General features: G+C 70.2%; 13 protein-coding genes. 5 read left to right on the top strand and 8 right to left on the bottom strand.

Annotated elements, in window-relative coordinates:
• Nucleotides 1-502: 502 nt before the first annotated feature.
• Nucleotides 503-2,056, bottom strand: a complete 1,554-nt coding sequence (locus QHF84_RS06510) for a protein kinase (protein ID WP_348652836.1) — start codon at nt 2,054-2,056, stop codon at nt 503-505.
• Between the two features lie 147 nt (nt 2,057-2,203).
• On the opposite strand from QHF84_RS06510, the gene QHF84_RS06505 reads away from it, so the two are divergent.
• Together QHF84_RS06505 and QHF84_RS06500 are read left to right on the top strand one after the other, a co-directional pair.
• Nucleotides 2,204-3,736, top strand: coding sequence for a ferritin-like domain-containing protein (locus QHF84_RS06505; RefSeq protein WP_281312304.1), 1,533 nt, complete (start codon nt 2,204-2,206; stop codon nt 3,734-3,736).
• Between the two features lie 111 nt (nt 3,737-3,847).
• Nucleotides 3,848-4,924, top strand: a complete 1,077-nt coding sequence (locus QHF84_RS06500) for a hypothetical protein (protein WP_281312303.1) — start codon at nt 3,848-3,850, stop codon at nt 4,922-4,924.
• On the opposite strand, the gene QHF84_RS06495 is transcribed toward QHF84_RS06500, so the two are convergent.
• Both QHF84_RS06495 and QHF84_RS06490 read right to left on the bottom strand, forming a co-directional pair.
• Nucleotides 4,921-8,250, bottom strand: coding sequence for an ATP-binding protein (locus QHF84_RS06495; RefSeq protein ID WP_281312302.1), 3,330 nt, complete (start codon nt 8,248-8,250; stop codon nt 4,921-4,923). The two genes, QHF84_RS06500 and QHF84_RS06495, sit on opposite strands and share 4 nt — an antisense overlap.
• A gap of 317 nt (nt 8,251-8,567) precedes the next feature.
• Nucleotides 8,568-9,215, bottom strand: a complete 648-nt coding sequence (locus QHF84_RS06490) for an HAD-IA family hydrolase (protein WP_281312301.1) — start codon at nt 9,213-9,215, stop codon at nt 8,568-8,570.
• Between the two features lie 140 nt (nt 9,216-9,355).
• On the opposite strand from QHF84_RS06490, the gene QHF84_RS06485 reads away from it, so the two are divergent.
• Complete coding sequence (locus QHF84_RS06485; protein ID WP_281312300.1) at nt 9,356-11,518, top strand: hypothetical protein; 2,163 nt, start codon at nt 9,356-9,358, stop codon at nt 11,516-11,518.
• Here QHF84_RS06485 and QHF84_RS06480 read toward each other — a convergent pair whose 3' ends face one another.
• The 5 genes from QHF84_RS06480 to QHF84_RS06460 all read right to left on the bottom strand — a co-directional run bounded on the left by QHF84_RS06480 (nt 11,519) and on the right by QHF84_RS06460 (nt 14,973).
• Nucleotides 11,519-11,968, bottom strand: a complete 450-nt coding sequence (locus QHF84_RS06480; protein ID WP_281312299.1) for a hypothetical protein — start codon at nt 11,966-11,968, stop codon at nt 11,519-11,521.
• Nucleotides 11,969-11,994: 26 nt separating this feature from the next.
• Nucleotides 11,995-12,546, bottom strand: a complete 552-nt coding sequence (locus QHF84_RS06475; RefSeq protein WP_281312298.1) for a hypothetical protein — start codon at nt 12,544-12,546, stop codon at nt 11,995-11,997.
• Nucleotides 12,543-13,163 carry a sigma-70 family RNA polymerase sigma factor gene (locus QHF84_RS06470; RefSeq protein WP_281312297.1) on the bottom strand — a complete coding sequence of 207 codons (621 nt, stop codon included), beginning with the start codon at nt 13,161-13,163 and terminating at the stop codon, nt 12,543-12,545. The genes QHF84_RS06475 and QHF84_RS06470 overlap by 4 nt, the downstream gene beginning before the upstream one ends.
• An 87-nt stretch (nt 13,164-13,250) precedes the next feature.
• Nucleotides 13,251-14,318: a hypothetical protein gene (locus QHF84_RS06465; protein WP_281312296.1), complete on the bottom strand. Its 1,068-nt coding sequence runs from the start codon at nt 14,316-14,318 to the stop codon at nt 13,251-13,253.
• A gap of 31 nt (nt 14,319-14,349) precedes the next feature.
• On the bottom strand, nt 14,350-14,973 hold the full coding sequence (locus tag QHF84_RS06460) for a hypothetical protein (RefSeq protein ID WP_281312295.1): 624 nt from the start codon (nt 14,971-14,973) through the stop codon (nt 14,350-14,352).
• Between the two features lie 147 nt (nt 14,974-15,120).
• On the opposite strand from QHF84_RS06460, the gene QHF84_RS06455 reads away from it, so the two are divergent.
• The gene (locus tag QHF84_RS06455; RefSeq protein WP_281312294.1) at nt 15,121-16,668 is read left to right on the top strand and encodes a YifB family Mg chelatase-like AAA ATPase; all 1,548 of its coding nucleotides are present in this window, start codon (nt 15,121-15,123) and stop codon (nt 16,666-16,668) included.
• A gap of 80 nt (nt 16,669-16,748) precedes the next feature.
• Entirely contained in the window at nt 16,749-17,774 is a 1,026-nt protein-coding gene (gene recA / locus QHF84_RS06450; RefSeq protein ID WP_348652843.1) for a recombinase RecA, read from the top strand.
• Nucleotides 17,775-17,802: the final 28 nt, after the last annotated feature.

Here is a 17,802-nt window from a genome sequence, read left to right as displayed (position 1 = left end):
CGGCGGCGCGGCGGGCGGCGCGGCAGGGGGCGCAGCCGGGGCTTTTGCGCCTGCCGGAGGCGCAGCCGGCGCAGCGGCGGGAGGCGCCGCCGGTGCAGCCGCCGGTGCGGCCTGCGCTTTTGCGGGCGGGGGTGCCGCGGCCGGCGTGGCCGGCGCCGTAGGCTTCGCAGGTAATGCCCCGCCCGACTTCGGTGCGTCCGCTGCGGCGGGAGATGCCACGCTCGCCAGTACAGCCGCGAGCCCGAGCGCGGCCCATGCCGCGCGACCCTGTTGAGGAGTGCGCCGGACCTCACCGTCCGGCCGAGCCAACCATCGTCGTTCCATGCGCCGGCATTGGAACGCACCCCCGCGCCGTTCACAAGAGAAAAGGTACGCCTTTTCCGTGCCCTGCACTTCCGTCCGCGCCGGCCCCCGGTAGCCCAACCTTCCAGTCAATCCAGCCGCTTTCCATGACAGAAGAATATTTCGGCGCTGGTTTGTCTCCCTTTATCGTTCTCGTATTTCAACGGGCCCTTCGCCGCCGCTCGCCGCGTGCCGCCCGGAGGCCGGCCTCTTCCTCGGCGAGCGCCGCGAGCTCCGCGCTCGCCTCCGTCTCCCGCGCGTCCTTCTCGGCCCGCGGCTGCTCCTCGATCCGTTTGCCCCCGGCCGCGATCCGCATGCGCTCTCCCCCGCGCTTTCGCTCGAGCTTCTCCCGCCGGATCTCCTGCCGCAGGCGCAGCTCCGCTTCCTCCTCGGGCGTGGGATCCACGGGGAACAGATACTTCACCGCGTGCGTGGCGAGCCCGACGCCCCAGCCGAGGACCGGGAAAAACCACCACATCCCGCCCGCCGTCACCATGTCGAGCAGGAAAAAGAACACGCTGAAGACGCCCCACATCGCCGCGTGCCGGACGAGCTTCTGCTTTTGACGGGCCCGCCGCAGGGCCGGCCCCTCCGCCGGGGCCGGAGGCGCCGCCGGGGCCGGATCGAGCGCCGGCCGCAGCGCCACGAGCGCCGCGCGCAGCTCCTCCTCCTCGACCCCGACCTCCCGCGCCGCCGCCGCGAGATCCGCATACGCGTACTTGCGGCCCTCCGCCTCCATCTTCGCTTTTCGCTCGAGCGCGAGCGCGATCGCCTGCCCGAGCTCCTGCGTCGAGTAACGCCCCGCCGTGATCGAGCCCGGCGAAGGCCGCGGGGCCACGCGCGGCTCGCCCTTCGGCCCCTTCGAATCCACCTCCTCCGCGAGCGGCTCGAGCAGCTCCACGATGTCGTCCATCGATCCGTATCGCTCCGCGGGCAAACGCGACAGCGCGCGACCGACGACCTCGCGCAGCGCCGCGGGCACGCCTTCGGCCTGCATGGGCCGCGGCGGCTCGGACATCATCGCAGCCACGATCGAGAGCGCGTCGTGCGCGTCCCACGGCCTCGTCCCCTCGCAGAGCTCGTAGCCGAGCACGGCCCACGAAAACTGATCCGTCCGCCCGTCCGCGGCCTTCCCGCGCACCTGCTCGGGCGCCATGTACATCGGCGTCCCGAGCACGCCGCCCTTCGTGGTGATCGACGCCGCGCTCGGCTTCGCCGTCGGGCCCGCGGGATCCACGGGCGCCTGGCTGCGCCGCGCAATGCCGAAGTCGAGCACCTTCACCCGCCCGTCGCGCCGGACCATCACGTTCTCCGGCTTGATGTCGCGGTGCACGATCCCGGCCCGGTGCGCGGCCGCGAGCGCGCGGGCCACGTCGACGAGCCAGCGGATCTTGCGGCGCACGGGCACGCTCGAATCACCGACGTACGCGCGCAGCGTCTCGCCTTCGACGAGCTCCATCGCGATGAAGGGCTGCCCTTCCCACTCGCCTGCGTCGTAGATGGCGATCGCGTTCGGGTGATCGAGCGCCGCGACGGCCCGCGCCTCGCGGAGCGCCCGCGCCGAGGCCTCCTCGTCACCCGCCGCGAGCGTCTTCAGGGCGACCTTGCGATCGAGCTTCAGATCGTGGGCCCGATACACGACGCCCATGCCGCCCTCGCCGAGCACGGCCTCGATCTCGAAGCGACCCGCCACCACGTCGGATGCTTTCAGCATACGGCGCGCGAGGGTAGCGCCCGCCGCGCCGGCGCGCGAGTCTTCGATGCGACATGAGCGTGCGCCGGATCTCGACATGATCCTTTCTTCCTTTGCGGCCTCGTCGGCCGTACGATCGGGCCCTCACTCCACGGAGGAGGAACTTCCATGCACGATCGGCTTGCTTTTCTTTCGTTGCGCCTCTCGATCTTCGCTGCCCTCGGTCTCTCCGCCATCGCCTGCGGATCGACCGTGGAGGGCGGCGGCTCCGGTGGCTCCGGAGGCGCGGGCGCGAGCACGAGCTCGAGCTCCAGCACGGGCTCGAACCAGGGCGGCGCCGGCGGCTTCGCCGGCTGCGCGGGCGGGACGCCCATTCTCCTCGCCGACGGATCCGACAGCGGCTACGTGCGCTGCGACGACGGCACGATCCACCGCGCCGCGGCCGTCGCGTGTGATCCCACGATCGAAGCGGCCGCCTGCGACGGCACCGAGATGTACAAGGACTGCACGTCGGACGCCGATTGCACGGCCAAACCCCATGGCAAGTGCATCCACCGCGACGCGAGCTTCGATATCCCCGAGCCCTCCTGCGGCTGCGTGTACTCGTGCGCGAACGACGCCGAGTGCGGCGCCGATTCGGTCTGCGTCTGTCAAGGCGTCGTCCAGAATGACGTCGCCTGGTCGCGCTGCTCGGCCGTCGCGAAATGTGCGACCGATGCCGATTGCGCGAGCGGCGAGTGTGGCATCACCTCGTTCCACGACGGCTGCTTCCAGCAGATCGGCCTCGCGTGCCGCACGGACGCGGACACGTGTCGCGTCGACGCCGATTGCATGGCCGGCTTCTCCTGCGCGACGCTCCCGTACAGCATCGCCGGGGAGCCCGGCACGTTCAACTGCGAGACGCAAAACTGCGCGATCGGCCGCCCCTTGCTCGTCGCCGGCGCGGCCCGCACCGCGCCCGCCTCGGCCCGCGTCGACTGGATCCTCGCGGAGATCACGCCCGACACGGCGTCGCTCGATCCGGCAGTCCGGACCGCGCTCGCCGAATCGTGGACCGAGATCGCCGCGCTCGAACATGCGTCCGTCGCGAGCTTCGCGCGCTTCACGCTCCAGCTCATGGCCCTCGGCGCGCCGCCCGAGCTGCTCTTCGCCGCGCAACAGGCGGCCGCCGACGAGGTCGAACATGCCCGCGTCGGGTATGCCCTCGCGAGCCGGTATGCCGATCGCCCGATCGGCCCCTCGAAGCTCGATCTCGCGGGTGTCCCGCTCGACACGGATCTGCGCGTCGTGCTCGGCTCCCTCATCGAGGAGGCGTGCGTGGGCGAGACGATCGGCGCGGCCGAGGCGCTCGCGCTCGCGGGGATGGTGCGAGATCCCGTGCTGCGCGAGGTCCACGCGCGGATCGCCGAGGACGAGCAGCGCCACGCCGAGCTCGCCTGGCGCACCTTGCGATTCCTGCTCGCCGGGGCCGACGAGGACACGCGCCGCTTCGCCCGCGCCACGTTCGAGCGGGCGATCGAGGCCGCGTCCGCGGACCCGTCGATCCGTCGCGCCGTCGTGGCCGAGGACGTCGGTCTTTTGTCCTCCAAAGAGCTCGGCGCCCTCCGCCGCCAGGCTCTGCGTGACGTCGTGCGTCCTTGCGCCGATGCGCTCCTCGCGCCCGCCGCGGCGAAGGCAGCCTCGGCCGACCTCAATGCCTGAGCGGCTCTGCGCGCGCTCGTGACCCTGCGCGGCTGTGGGCGGTCGCCCCATAGCCGCGCGTTTCTCCCTTGACACAGGCGCGAAAAATCCGGTCTGCTGGTCTTTGCCTGCATGCTTCGCCGTGCCCGCGCCCCAGTGGCCCTCGGCGGCCTCGCGCTCCTCGGGATGGGGCTCGCGTCCGTGTCGCTGGGCTCACGATCGGCGCCCATGGCCTCGGCCGCCGTGCATATCGACGCACCGCGTCCCCCGCCCGCGCCTGCGCCCCCGCCGGCGAGCGCATCTCCCGCGACGGTGCCCGCCGTGCTGGCGTCCGAAACGCCGCCTGCACCTGCGCCGCCGGTCGCGGCTGCGAAGCCGGGCGAACGCGCCGACGCCCATTTCGATCGTTCCTGGCGCGCGCCGCTCGCCGGTGGGCTCTTGATGTTCCCGCCGTCGTGGTCGTCGGAGGACGGCCAGTACGACCTCGTCCTGCACCTCAACGGCAACACCGACCTCGTCGAGGAAAACTACGGATTCGCGGGCGTCAACGCCGTCGTCGCCATCCTGAACCTCGGCGTCGGCTCGGGCGTCTACGAGGACAGGTTCGCCGATCCCGCGGGCCTCCGGCTCATCCTCTCACGCGCGCAGGACGTCATGGTCGCGCGTGGATTGAAGAACGCCCGCCTCCGGCGCATCGGCCTTTCGGCCTGGAGCTCGGGCTACGGCGGCATCATCAAGATCCTCCAGCATGAGGAGTTTTTCGATCGAATCAGCGCGATCGTCCTCGTCGACTCCATTCATTGCGGCTACGACCCGCACTCGAAGGCCCTCAAGCAAGACCAGATCGAGCCGACGAGGCGTTTCGCGAAGAAGGCCGTGGAGAGCAAGGTCCTGCTCTCGATCGTGCACTCGGAAATCGAGACGTACGGCTATCACAACGCGCATCGCACCACGGACTTCGTGCTCGCATCGGTCGGCGTCTCGCGGACGCCGACGAGCGTCTGGCAGCCTTTGCCGAACGTGCCGGCGATGAAACACGTCGTGCCGAACGCGTACATGAAGCCGCTCGAGCCGCTCACCGAGGCGCACAAAGGGGAGCTGCACGTGCGCGGGTACGGCGGCACCGGGCCGTACACGCACATGCTGCACCTCATTCAATTCTCGACGACTGCCTTGCCGGATCTCGTGGCATTCTGGGGGCGGCGTTAGCAGCCCCCGTTCCGCGGCCCGACGCCCGAAAGCGCCGCATGGAGCGTCTTCATATCGACGGGCTTGACCAGGTGCTCGTGGAACCCCGCCGCACGCGCGCGGTCGCGATCCCCCGGCTGCGCATATCCGCTCAGCGCGAGCAGGCGCAGGGGCGGCGGCGAGAGCTCGCGGAGGCGCTCGGCGAGCTCGTAGCCATCCATCACGGGCAGCCCAATGTCGAGCACGGCGATCTCGGGGCGAAAGGTTCGTCCGATTTCGAGGCCACTCGGACCGTCGAACGCCACGCGTGTCTCGTAGCCGGCCGCGCGCAGCGCCTCCGCGAGCAGCACCGCGGCGTCCTGGTTATCGTCCACGACGAGCACGCGACAGCGTGACGCGGACGCCTCGGCCACGGGTCGCTCCCCGGGGCGCGGCGGCGGGGCCGTCCTCGACGCGGCGAGCGGCAAGCGGAGGATGAATTCGCTGCCGAGGCCCGGGCCCGCGCTCCGCGCCTCGATGCGCCCGCCGTGCGACTCGGTCAGGTTTTTCACGATGGCGAGGCCGAGCCCGAGGCCTCCCTCGCTCCGATCGAGCTCCCGGCCGCCTTGCACGAACAGGTCGAAAATGCGCGGCAGGAGATCGTGCGAAATGCCGACCCCCGAATCCCTCACGCGCAGCGTGGCCCATTCGCCCTCGCGGCCGGCCGAGACCTCCACGTGGCCTCCCTTTTCGGTGTATTTCGCGGCGTTCGTCAGCAGATTCCCGACGACCTGCGCGAGACGAATCTCGTCCCCGTCGACGACGAGCCCCTCCGCCGGCACGGCGACGCTCAAGGTGTGGCCGCGCTGCTCGATGAGCGGGCTCGATTGCTCGATGGCCTTCGCGACCACCTGGGCGAGCTGGATGGGGCGCCGCCGGAGCTCGATTTTCCCGCGCGCGATCCGCGATACATCGAGCAGATCGTCCACGAGCCGCACGAGGTGCTGCACCTGCCGCTCGATGACCGCCCGCTCTCGTTCGAGCACGGAGCCATGGCGCAATCGCATGAGCTCGAGCGCCGTGAGAATGGGGGAGAGCGGGTTTCTGAGCTCGTGGCCGAGTATCGCGAGGAACTCGTCCTTCGCGCGGCTCGCCGCCTCGGCGCGGTATTTGGCCTGCGATCGGGCCTGCGAGAGCGAGATCTGGGACGCGACACGCGCGATGAGCTCGCGGGCCGAGAAGGGCTTGATGAGGTAGTCGTCGGCGCCGGCGTCGAGGCCCTCGACCCGCGCTGCTTCCCCCGCGCGCGCGGACAGCATCACGATCGGAATGGAAGACGTCCGCGGATCCTGCCGCAGCTCGCGCAGGAGCGCGAATCCGTCCATGCCCGGCATCATCACGTCGGCGAGCACGAGGTCCGGGGGCGAGCGCCGCGCCTCCGTGAGCGCCGCCATTCCGGTGGGCACCGCCGTCACGTCCCAGCGCGGGGCCAGCAATCGGCGCAAATACCCGCGCATGTCGGTGTTGTCGTCCACCACGAGGACGCGCGCCCGTGGCGTTGCCTCGCGCGGATCCGGCTCGCTTTTCGCGGAGAAATGCACGACGTGATCGTCGGGCGCGGGGAGCCAGCGGAAGGCTTCTTCGAGGTACGGCGCCGGGCCGATCGCCGTGGAGGCGAGCGAGAGCGGAGCGCCGAGCCGATCCGCCGGCAAGTGCGCGGTGCCCGTGGGCACGGTGATCTGGAACGTGCTGCCTCGACCCACCTCGCTCTCGACCTCGATATGGCCGCCGTGCAAGCGCACGAGATCCTGCACGAGCGCGAGCCCGATCCCGGCGCCCTCGTGCGTCCGGGCCCGCGCGCCGTGCACGCGGTGGAATCGCTCGAAGATCTTCGGCAGCTCGCCTGCGGGGATTCCAGTGCCCGTGTCCTCCACCTCGAGCATCACCCGATTCCCGGCGTGGCGCAGCGATACCCTGATCTCGCCGTCGAACGTGAATTTGAGCGCGTTCGAGAGCAGGTTGAGGACGATTTTCTCCCACATGTCGTGGTCGACGAAGATCGGCTCGGGCAAAGGCGGGCAATCGATGTCGAGGCGCAGCCCGGCGCGCTCGATCGCCGAGCGGAACGTGGCGGCGAGCTCCGCGGTCATCCGGGCGAGGTCCGTCGCGACGTACGAGGCGTCGATACGCCCCGCTTCGATACGCGCGAAATCGAGCAGGCTCTTGACGAGCTTGAGCAGCCGCTCGGCGCTCCGCTGCGCGAGCTCGACGTGCGTGCGTTGTGCTTCCGTGAGCGGCGGATCGCCCATGGCGAGCTCTTCGAGCGGACCGAGCATCATGGTCAGCGGCGTCCGGAGCTCGTGGCTCACGTTGCTGAAGAACGTCGTCTTGGCCCGATCGAGCTCGGCCAGGGCCTCGGCGCGCCGCCGCTCGGATTCGAGGGCGCCGGCGTTCGTCAATGCGCTCCCGACCTGGGCCGCGGCGAGCTCCAGGTAATTGCGGTATCCAGCGTCGAGCCGCAGCCGCGGGCTGAGGCCAAAAACGAGCGCGCCGGCGATCCGGCCGCGTCCATGATCCTCGATGGGCAGCACGATCGCTTGCTCGATGGGCTCGGCCCACGGCGCACACGAAAGCTCTCCGATGCGCATTCGCACGTCGTCGAGGACGATCCCACTGCGCCGCGCCTTCACCTCTCGGATCGGCCAGGGCCCCTCCGCGTCCTCGGGCGATGGCGCCCAGCACGCCCGGTGATCCGGAGGCAGCCCGGACATTGCCGCGAGGCGCGCGGCGTCGCCGTTCTCGTCGAGCAGATAAAGCAAAACGAAGGGTACGTCGTTTCGATTCTCGGCGAGATGCTCCGCCGCCGCCACGCAGACCTCCACGGCGCCGCGCGCGCCGAGCATGGCGGCGCCGAGCGCGCCGAGGTTTTGCAGTCGCCTGCGCCCGAGCACCTCGCCCGTCTCCTCGGAGCACGCGCAAAACACGCCCGCGATGGCGCCGCTGTCGTCGTTGATGGGGCTGTACGAATACGTGAAATACGCCTCTTCGGTGTACCCATTCCGATCGACGGGCAGGAGGACCTCGTCGCCGGAGAGCGAGCGTCCCTCGCGTAAAACCGCCTCCGTCCAGGGGCCGATGATATGCCAGATCTCCGACCATACCTCGGACGCCGGCCGCGCGAGGGCGGTCGGGTGCCGCTGGCCGAGAATGGGCACATACGCGTCGTTGTGAAAGCTGAGGAGCTCCGGGCCCCACCAGACGAACATGGGGTGTCGGGCCCCCAGGATCATCTGGATCGCCGTCTTCAGGCTGCGATCCCAAGCCGCGGGCATACCCACGCCCGTGCCTTGCCAATCGTGCGCCCGCATGAGGGCGCCCATCTCGCCACCCCCGCGGAGACAATCAGCCATATTCGAACGCGCTCCGTCAGGGGGCGGTGGTTGCATGATCGCTCGATGGAGGACACCCGGAGACCGGTGCGGACACGGCGACGCTAAAGGATATCCACATCCCACGTCGCTCCGTCTTTTTCTCGAAAGACACCGCGTGCAACGGAGGAATCCTCCGTCGGGGGAACCCTGAAGCCGATTCGCTGGGGTGTTGCCCCAGGCCCCAGCAGGGGCGAACAGCCCCCGCGGGGCCCGGGGCGGCGCCCCGGCGCGGCGGCTTCCGATGAGACCAATGCTCAGCCCAGGACGAGCGAGACGAGGTCCTCGGGTTTTTCCAGCCAGTGCGAGGGCTCGGACGGGGCGAGGTAGGCGCGCGTCATCGGGCCCCAGAGCGCGGCGCCTGTCGCGACCCCGGCGCTGCGCCCGGCGTGCATGTCGTGCAGGCTGTCGCCTACGAAGATCGCCTCGTTGGGCTGCGAGCCGAGCCGCGCGAGGGCGAGATCGACCGGCTCCTTGTGGGGCTTGGGGTTCGTCACGTCGTCGGCGCAGACGAGCACCGAAAATGCGTCCGATAGCCCCGCGACGTCGAGCCCGCGCTCGGTGCTGTGCCGGTTCTTGCTGGTCACGATCGCAACCTTGATGCCTGCCTCGGCGAGCGTGCGGACACAGGTGACCGCGCCGGGGTAGGCTCGCACGCAGGCGTCGTGGTGCGCGAGGTTGTAGGCTCGGTATGTCTCGATCATCGCGAGCACGGCCTCGGGATCGTCGCTGTAGCCGGCGAGTTGCGCCTTGAGGGGCGTGCCGACGCCGCGGAGGAGCACGTCGTCCTCGCATGGAGGCAGGCCGTGGACGGCGAACGTGTGGTGGTAGCTGTCGAGGATGAGGCGGATCGAGTCGATCAGCGTGCCGTCGAGATCAAAGAGGACCGTCTGGTATCGCCGCATGATTGCCGCGTCATTACCACATTCCCGTGCGGGCGCACGCGGCGTGATCGCCATGGAAGGAGCATCGGAGATTTCGGGGAACTCGGCTGGGTGTGGCGTGTCCCTGCCCCTGCCGCCCAGAAACCCCCGAGGCCCATTCGATGCTTTCGACTCCCCGCTACTTTTCCGCCATTCTTGCGACAGCGCTCCTTGCGACGAGCGGGCATGCCGTGGCGCAGACCGCGCCGAAGCCGCCGCTCCCTTTGAAGACCGTGCGCCTCTATGAGTCGGGGGTCGGGTACTTCGAGCGATCGGGTAGGGTCAGCCGGGACGCCGGGCTTGCGTTGCCTGTGCCGGTCTCGCACCTCGACGACGCGCTGAAGACGCTCGTCGTGCTCGGGACCGACGGGAAAACCAGCGTCGCGGGCATCGAGTTCGCGAGTAGCATCAGCGTGGAGAACGGCCGGGCGCTCGCGGGTTTGCCCGAGGGATCGGGCCCCGTGACGCACGCGAGCCTGCTCCGCAGCTTGAAGGGCAGCGGCATCGAGCTCCGCACGGCGCGCGAGACCGTGAAAGGAAAACTCGTCGACGTGCTCGACCCGAGCGACGACGAGCCGGGCCCGTGTGTACCGGTCGCCGAGGGCGAGGGGGCGAAAAAGCAAGGCGAGGGCGCGTCCGCCCGGTGCGTGCCGCGAAAAGAGACGACGCTGCTCGTCCTCACGACGGAGGCCGAGATCCGGAAGTTTTTCCTGTCCGACGTGGTCGGCGTCAAACCCACGGATCCTTCGCAAGCCGCGCGCCTCGGCGCGAGCGCGTCCGTGGCCTCGCCGCAAGGCGCGTCGGCGCGGCGTGATTTGCGCGTCCTCGCCGAGAGCACGTCCGACGTGACGCTCGGGTATGTCGCGGAGGCGCCAGTGTGGCGCTCGACGTACCGGATGGTGCTCAGCAACAAGGAGCAACGCGGCATTCTGCAAGGCTGGGCGCTCGTCCACAACGACACGGACGAGGAGTGGAACAGGGTCAAGATCGAGCTCGTCAACGGCCGCCCCGATTCGTTCCTGTATCCGCTCGCGGCCCCGCGCTACACGCGCCGCGAGCTCCTCACGCCGAGCGAGCCGCTCTCCACGATCCCGCAGCTCGTCCTGCAAACCGCGGATGCGATGTGGAGCGAGATGATCGGCGATACGTTCGGCCCGGGCGGCCTCGGATTCTCGGGCCTCGGCGCGGGCGGGGGCGGGCACGGCGAGGGGATCGGGATCGGAAGGGTCGGGACGATCGGGCACGGGAGCGGAACGGGATCGGGCAGCGATCAGGGATCGAGCACGGTGCTCTCCGTGGGGGATCTCGCGAAGATCGCCGAGGCCGAGGGCATGGAAGCGGGCGCGCTCTTCCGGTATTCGATGCCCGCTCCGATCGACCTCCGGGCGCATGGCTCGGCGCTCCTGCCATTTTTGCAACAATCGATCTCCGCGCGGCGGATCGTGTGGTTCGAAGGCGCGGGCTACGTCGGCCGGAGCGCGGCGCGCATCAAGAACGACACGAAGCAGACCTTGCCCGCGGGCCCCATTTCGTTCTTCGCCGACGGAGGTTTCGCGGGTGAGGCGCAGATCGACCGCCTGAAGCCCAGCGAGACCCGCTTCATCGCGTTCGGCTCGGACATCGACGTCGAGCTCACGCAAGACAACATGCTGGTCACGGACGAGGTGCAGCTCGTCGAGTACCAGGGGGATCAGCTCGTCGAGCATTTCATCCGGCACACGCGCGTCGATTACACCATCGAGAACCGGAGCGGCGGGGCGCGGACGGTGTTCTTGAACCTCGACCTCGTGCGCAACGCGACCGTGAACGGCGCGGACGAGCTCGATTTCGATGTCGTATCGAACAAGCCGTTCGCGGTGTTCGCGAGCGAGCCGCGATCGAAGAAGGTGCGGCGGGTCGAGGCCGACGAGGGTCTGTCTCGGCGGACGGACATCACGACGCTGACCCCGCAGTCGCTGCGGGCCATGGTGGACGCGCCGAAATTGCCCGCGGCGCAACGAGCCGCCCTCGAAGAGGCGGCAAACCACCTGACGGACGCCCAAGCGCGCGAGAGCCTCTTGCCGAAACGAAGGGCGGATCTCGATGAGCTCGTGCAGGATCTCGGCCGGCTGCGGGGTTACCTCGCCGCGACGCGATCGAAGGAAGACGGGGAAAAATTCACGAAGCAGATCTTGGAGAAGGAAGCGCGGGTGAAGGAGCTCCGCACGCGGATCGCTGGTCTCGGGACCGAGGTCGAGGGGTATCGATCGCGGGCACGGACGGCGCTGCAAAAGCTGCGGAAGTAATCAGGCGCCCTGCGGCTCCTCCTGGCTCGACGACGCCCACGTGTGTTCGAGCCGTGCGAGGAGCAGGGGCCCTGTGATTCGCTCGAAGCCGGCCCGGAGCAGGTCGTTCGCGGTCGCCGGTTCCGTGACGCCGTCCGTCGCGACGGTCACGTGCGGAATGGCATTCTCGGTAAAACCACTTTCGAGGAGCTTCCCGTCGGCCAGGAGGAGCCCCACGACCACGGCCTCGACCCCACCGTCTTCCCGCCGCGCATATCCCGTCACGGCGAGGGTGAAGGTGCGGCCGAGGTCGTTCGCCGTGAAAGGAGGCGGCAGATCGGCCGGGTTTTTCGTGCCGTACCGCACGGTGCAATGATGGGCGATCGGGCGCGGCAAGGTGCAAAAGCGCTGCCGGAGGATCTCGGCGGAGGGCGGATCGAGGACGAGCGCGAAATACCCGTCGGGGTGCATGGTCGGCAGGAGCTTAGCGGAGAACGTTAACGCGCGCCGCGGGAAGCATTGCGGAGCCGCTCCAGGAGGACGCGGGCGAAGCGGCGGAGCTTCTTCCAGAGAGACGGGGCGTCCGCCGCGGCGGCGTCGAGCGGCGCGGGCGCTTTGGGCTCGGCCGTCTCCTCGGCCCAGGCGACGAGGTTTTCCCGGAGCGCCGCGGGCGCCGAGGCGCGCGGCGCGAGCGCTTCGAGGACGGGATCGAGCTCCTCGGGGAACGGATCCGACGTCTGCTCGGCCCAGAGCGCGAGCCGCTCGCGCAGCGCTTCCGGCGCGTGTGTATCGGGCTCGGGCGCGAGCGCCGCGAGCACCGAGCGCAGGATCGGATCGGAAGCGGGCTCCGGCTCCGGCGCGGCGGCCTTCGGGCGCGCGGGCAGGACGAACGGCACGGGCATCGGGCGCGGCGGATGTGACGCCGCGCGTTTCTTCTCCGCCGCGCGGACGTCGTTGCGCGGGCGGACGAAGAGCGTGATGAGCTTGGCGAACCCCTTTTTCGGGGCGGGCGCCGCGGCTTTTTGTTTCCTCGCCTGCGAGCGCTTCATACCTCGCTCCCGGACAGGTCGCCTTCGCCCTGCTCGTGCCGCGGCGCGAGGGCAGGGAACGCGAGGCCGAGCTCGAGCTTGAGCTTCTCGATCAGCCGCGAGAGCCGCGATTTCACGGTTCCGAGCGGGATCGAGAGCGCCTGCGCGATGTCCTCGTAGCTGAGATCCTCGTGGTATCGAAGCAAGAGGAGCGCGCGATCGGTCTCGTTGAGGTCCTTGACCACGCCGTTCACGCGCGCGGCTTGTTGCTTTTGCTCGATGCGCGAGATCGGGTCCGCGCTCGCCGGGTCCGTGGCCTCGTCCGAGGTCGGCCCGTCGAACACCTGGCGTTCGCGCTCGCGCCTGCGCCGTACGTCGATCGCCTTGCGCACCGCGATCTTGACGACCCAGGCGTGCTTGTCCTCGACGGACGCGTCGTATCGGCGGGTGCGCAGGGCCACGATGACGGCCACGAACGCCTCCTGGGTCGCGTCTTCGACGTCGGGACCTGCGTGGAGGACGCTCTGCACCCTCCCGTAGATGAAATCCGCGAGCGTACCCGCCGCCACCCTCTCGCCCCGAGCCGCCGCCTCCAGCAGCTCGACGGTGATGCGGTGCGTTGTTTGTCGCTTCATCATGAAACGTCTCGGCGTACCACGAACGAGGGCGGCGGATGGTTCCCTCGTTTCGCGCGCCGCGACGTCTTTGTCGAGCGGACGAGCGCCTCAGCGCCGCTCGGGCAGGACGACCACGTTTCCTTCCGACGAAAGCTCGAGCCTCCGCCGCGCCGCGCCCTCCATCAATTCGATTTCCATCTTGCCCGTCGCGACCACGCGCGCCGTGGGGCGTTTCGGCGCCTTTCCGGAGGGGCGCCCCACGGCGATCGGCGCGGGCCAGAGCTCTTTGCCGCGCTCGTCGTACCGCATGGCGAACACGGCCTCTTCCCGCCGCGAGAGGGGCCCCTCGGCCGAGCCCGCGCCGACGAGGACGAACGTATCCTCGGTATCGACCAGGATCACGACGGCCGCGCCCAGATCCGGCTTCCAGGGGAGCGTGAGCCCCGATCGACCCCACGCGCGCATGCCCCGCTCGTCGATACGCGAGGCGCGCGCCTCGCCCTCGCCCGCGGCCACGACGACGTGCCCGTGCCCCGGCCAGTACAGCGCGGAAATGGCCTCGCAATGGGGGATCTCGAGCACCTCGTAATCGGCGAAGATCCCGCCCTCCGAGGTCCAAGCGCGGAGCGCCGCGAGCTCTCCTTTCGCATCACAAAAGGCCACGCCGACCGACGAATCCGGGCCACGCACCATGGTCATTTCCCGCACGCCCGGCACGATTCCCGCGAGCGGCATTTCCTTCGTCCACGCCCGCGTGCCGTCCGCGGCGACGACCAGCACGAGCGGTTTGTCGGGCTGGGACGAATCCTCGAGGAGGAGGGCCTGTCGATCCCCCGGGAGCGCCTCGACCTGCAAGGAGAGCGGAAACGCCACGTTCGTCCCGAAATGCGCGAGGACGGCGTCGCGATGGAGGGAGAGCTGCGGGTCGTCCTCGAATCGTTTGACCAAAAAGCGCCGGGGTTCGGTCGCCGGGAGCGAGTGATCCGAGGGGACGTCGGGCGCGGGCGCGAGGTCGGGCGGCGGAGGCGCGGGATTTGCGGCGGCGGAAGCGGTCCCCGAAGGAGAGGCGTCGGTTCCCGCGTCGCCCGGCGCGGCGCTCTCGTCGCGGCGGCATGCGGGGAAAACCACGAGCGCGGCGGCGACGAGGAGCGTACGTGACGAACGCCTTCGAATCATCGCGCGGAGTGTACCGCCCGGACGAGCCGCCTCAAGGGCCGTCGAAGGTCGCGATCTCCGAGACGTAGGCCTCGTCGCCGCAGGTGCTCACGACGACGAGGGAACGTGAGCGTTGCCGCGGCAGCGGGAAAAACGCGACGAGGCGCGTGCCGCCGTCGTCCCGGCGCTCGATGCCGGGCGCGACGAGCGTGGTCTTCGGGCCGTCGAGCACGACGACCGTGGAGACGCAGCTTTTCGCTTCCGCAGGCAAATCCGCGGTGCAGGACTCGGCCGTGCACGCGAGCGCGAGGGGACGCGCCGCGCGCGCGCGGGACGGGTCGAGATCGATCTCGGCGTGGAACGAGCCGTCTTGCTCCTCGATGCGGAAATCACGGCCGGGCACGAGCACGACGGGGCGACGGCCGGGGACGTGGACGAAGAGCGGGATGTGGTCCGGCGTCACGCCGAGGGCGCCGTATGTCCCGACGAACCGTCCCGACGTGTCCACGGGGAATGGGTTTTTCGCGCCTTCGAGCGGGACGACGAGCGCGGCGTCGGTGCGCTCGGGGAGCCGGATCCGGCCCTCGACGTCGACGCGGGAGGTCCGGTCGCATCCCGCGATCACGAGCGCTGCGAGCCCGAGCGCGGCCATGGCTGGATCGAGGCGACGCCCCATCGGCGACGACCCTACCACGCGCGCCGGAAAGGCGGGACCCCTGGCGGCCGCCAGGCGGAAATCCGCGCCGCCACCCCCGGCCACCCGAAAAACCCAGGGTTTTCCGCATTTCTCGGGCCGGCACGGCGCTCGCAAAAAGGGGCTTCCATGCAGGCGACGGCCCTGACCTTCATTCTCGTGGGCCTCGACGCGTCTCCCGTGCGCGTCGAGGTGGATTCCGGCCGCGGGCCGGCGTCGTTCCAGCTCGTGGGGCTCGCCGAGGCGAGCGTGCGCGAGAGCCGGGTGCGCGTGCGCTCGGCGCTCTCGCAGATCGGCGTGGCCCTCGACGAGCACGTGATCACGGTGAACCTCGCGCCCGCCGATCTGCGCAAGAGCGGCGGCGCCTTCGATCTCGCGATCGCCATGGCGGTGCTCGGCGCGCTCGGCAAGGTGCCGGGCGAGGCGCTCCGCGGGCTCGCGTTCCTCGGCGAGCTGTCGCTGACGGGCGCGATCCGGCCCGTGCGTGGCGTCTTGCCGGCGCTGCGAGGCGCGGCGGCGCGTGGGCTCGGGCGCGCCGTGGTTCCGCGGTACAACGGGGCCGAGGCGGCGAGCGTGCCGGGGCTCGAGGTCCTCGTTGCCGATCACCTCGGCGACGTCGTGTCGGCGCTGGCGGGGGAAGGGGACCTCCCATCGGCCGGGCCGCGGCCGTCGCTCGCGGAAAACCTCGCGGAGGCGGCCGTGGATCTCGCGGAGGTGCGAGGCCAGCACGTGGCGCGGCGCGCGCTCGAGATCGCGGCGGCGGGTGGGCACAACCTCTTGATGATGGGCCCGCCGGGCGCGGGAAAAACCATGCTGGCGCGGCGGCTTCCGACGATTCTGCCGCCTCTCTCGTACGACGAGGCCCTCGAAGTGACGGCGATCCATTCGGTCGCGGGGCTCTTGCCCTCGGATCGGGGCCTCGCGCAGGCGAGGCCGTTTCGCGCGCCGCACCACACCGTGAGCCCCGCGGGCCTCGTGGGCGGAGGGGAGCCGATCCGGCCCGGCGAGGTCTCGCTCGCGCACCACGGCTGCCTGTTCCTCGACGAATTGCTCGAATTCAAGCGGAGCGCGCTCGAGGTCTTGCGGCAGCCGCTCGAAGATGGCCTCGTCACGATCTGCCGCGCGCAGAGCCGCGTGGCGTTCCCGGCGCGGCCGCTCGTGGTCGCCGCGGTGAACCCGTGTCCCTGCGGTTTGTTCGGGGACGAGAAGCGCCGCTGCGCCTGCAGCCCCGAGCGTGTGCGGGGGTATCGAGCGCGTTTGTCCGGGCCACTCCTCGATCGGCTCGATTTGCAGGTGCCGCTGCCGCCCGTGGACGTTTCGCACCTCGCGGGCAAGGAGCGCGGGGAGGCGAGCGCGGAGGTGCGGCGGCGCGTGATCGCGGCGCGGGCGATCCAATCGGCGCGGCGGGAGGCGGGCGAGACGAGCGCCCCGACGAACGCGGAGCTCGGCCCGCGCGACGTCGAGCGGGTGGCGGCGCCGGACGCGGCGGGCCGGGCGATCCTCGGGCAGGCGGTGGAGCGGCTCGGCCTCTCGGCGCGGGCCTACGGCAAGGTGCTGCGCGTGGCGCGGACGATCGCGGATCTCGACGACGGCGGGCCCGTGCGGGCGAGCCACGTGGCCGAGGCGATCCAGGCGCGGCTGCTCGATCGAGACGGCCGGGCGGCGGCGCGGCGCTAGCCGGCCAAGAAAAACGATTTTTTTAGCAACTGGATTCTGCGGCGGTCGAAGTAACGGGCAAGAAAGGCGGTTTTCCCATGATGACGGAGCTCTTGGAGAAGATGCGGACGGTGAAGACGGTCGTGGGCTCGATCGAGAAGCAATTCGGCAAAGGGGCGATCATGTCGCTCGGGGACGAGGCGGAGACGGATGTACGGGTGATCGGCACGGGCGCGATGGCCCTCGACGCGGCGCTCGGCATCGGCGGTTATCCGCGCGGCCGGATCGTCGAGATTTACGGGCCGGAGAGCGGCGGCAAGACGACGCTCACCCTGCACGCGATGCGCGAGGCGCAGGCCGCGGGCGGCGTCGCGGCGTTCATCGACGCCGAGCATGCATTCGACGTGAGTTATGCGCGCGCCGTCGGGGTCGACACGGAGCGGCTGCTCGTCTCGCAGCCGGATTGCGGCGAGCAGGCGCTCGAGATCGCCGAGACGCTCACGCGGAGCGGCGCGGTCGACATCGTGGTGGTCGATTCCGTGGCGGCGCTCGTGCCCAAGGCGGAGATCGAGGGCGACATGGGCGACGCGCACATGGGGCTGCAGGCGCGGCTCATGAGCCAGGCGCTCCGCAAGCTCACGGCGATCGCGCACCGCACGGGCACGACGCTCGTGTTCATCAACCAGCTCCGGCAGAAGATCGGGGTCACGTTCGGCAACCCCGAGACCACGACGGGCGGCAATGCGCTGAAGTTTTACGCGAGCGTACGGCTCGACGTGCGCCGTATCGGGCCGGTGAAGGTCGGCGACGAGGCGGTGGGCTCGCGGACGCGGGTGAAGGTGGTCAAGAACAAGCTCGCGCCGCCGTTCCGCGAGGCCGAGTTCGACATCCGCTGGGGGACCGGCGTCGACGCGGCCTCGGACCTCATCGATTACGGCTGCCAGATCGGCATCGTCGAGAAGAGCGGAGCGCACCTCTCCTTCGGCGGCGAGCACCTCGGGCAAGGACGCGAGCGCGCGCGGGAGACGCTGCTCGCGAACGAGCGGCTCTTTTCGACCCTGCGCGCCGCGGTGATCGCGGGCTCGGAGGCGCGCGTGGGCGCGCGGCCGGCGGAGAAGGCGGCCTGACGGGGCATTTCAGGAAAAACCATTCGAA

The organism is Polyangium sp. y55x31, from assembly GCF_029946505.1.
In the GTDB taxonomy this organism is placed as follows: Bacteria; Myxococcota_A; Polyangia; order Polyangiales; family Polyangiaceae; genus Polyangium.
This window is presented reverse-complemented; position numbering and strand designations above follow the sequence as displayed.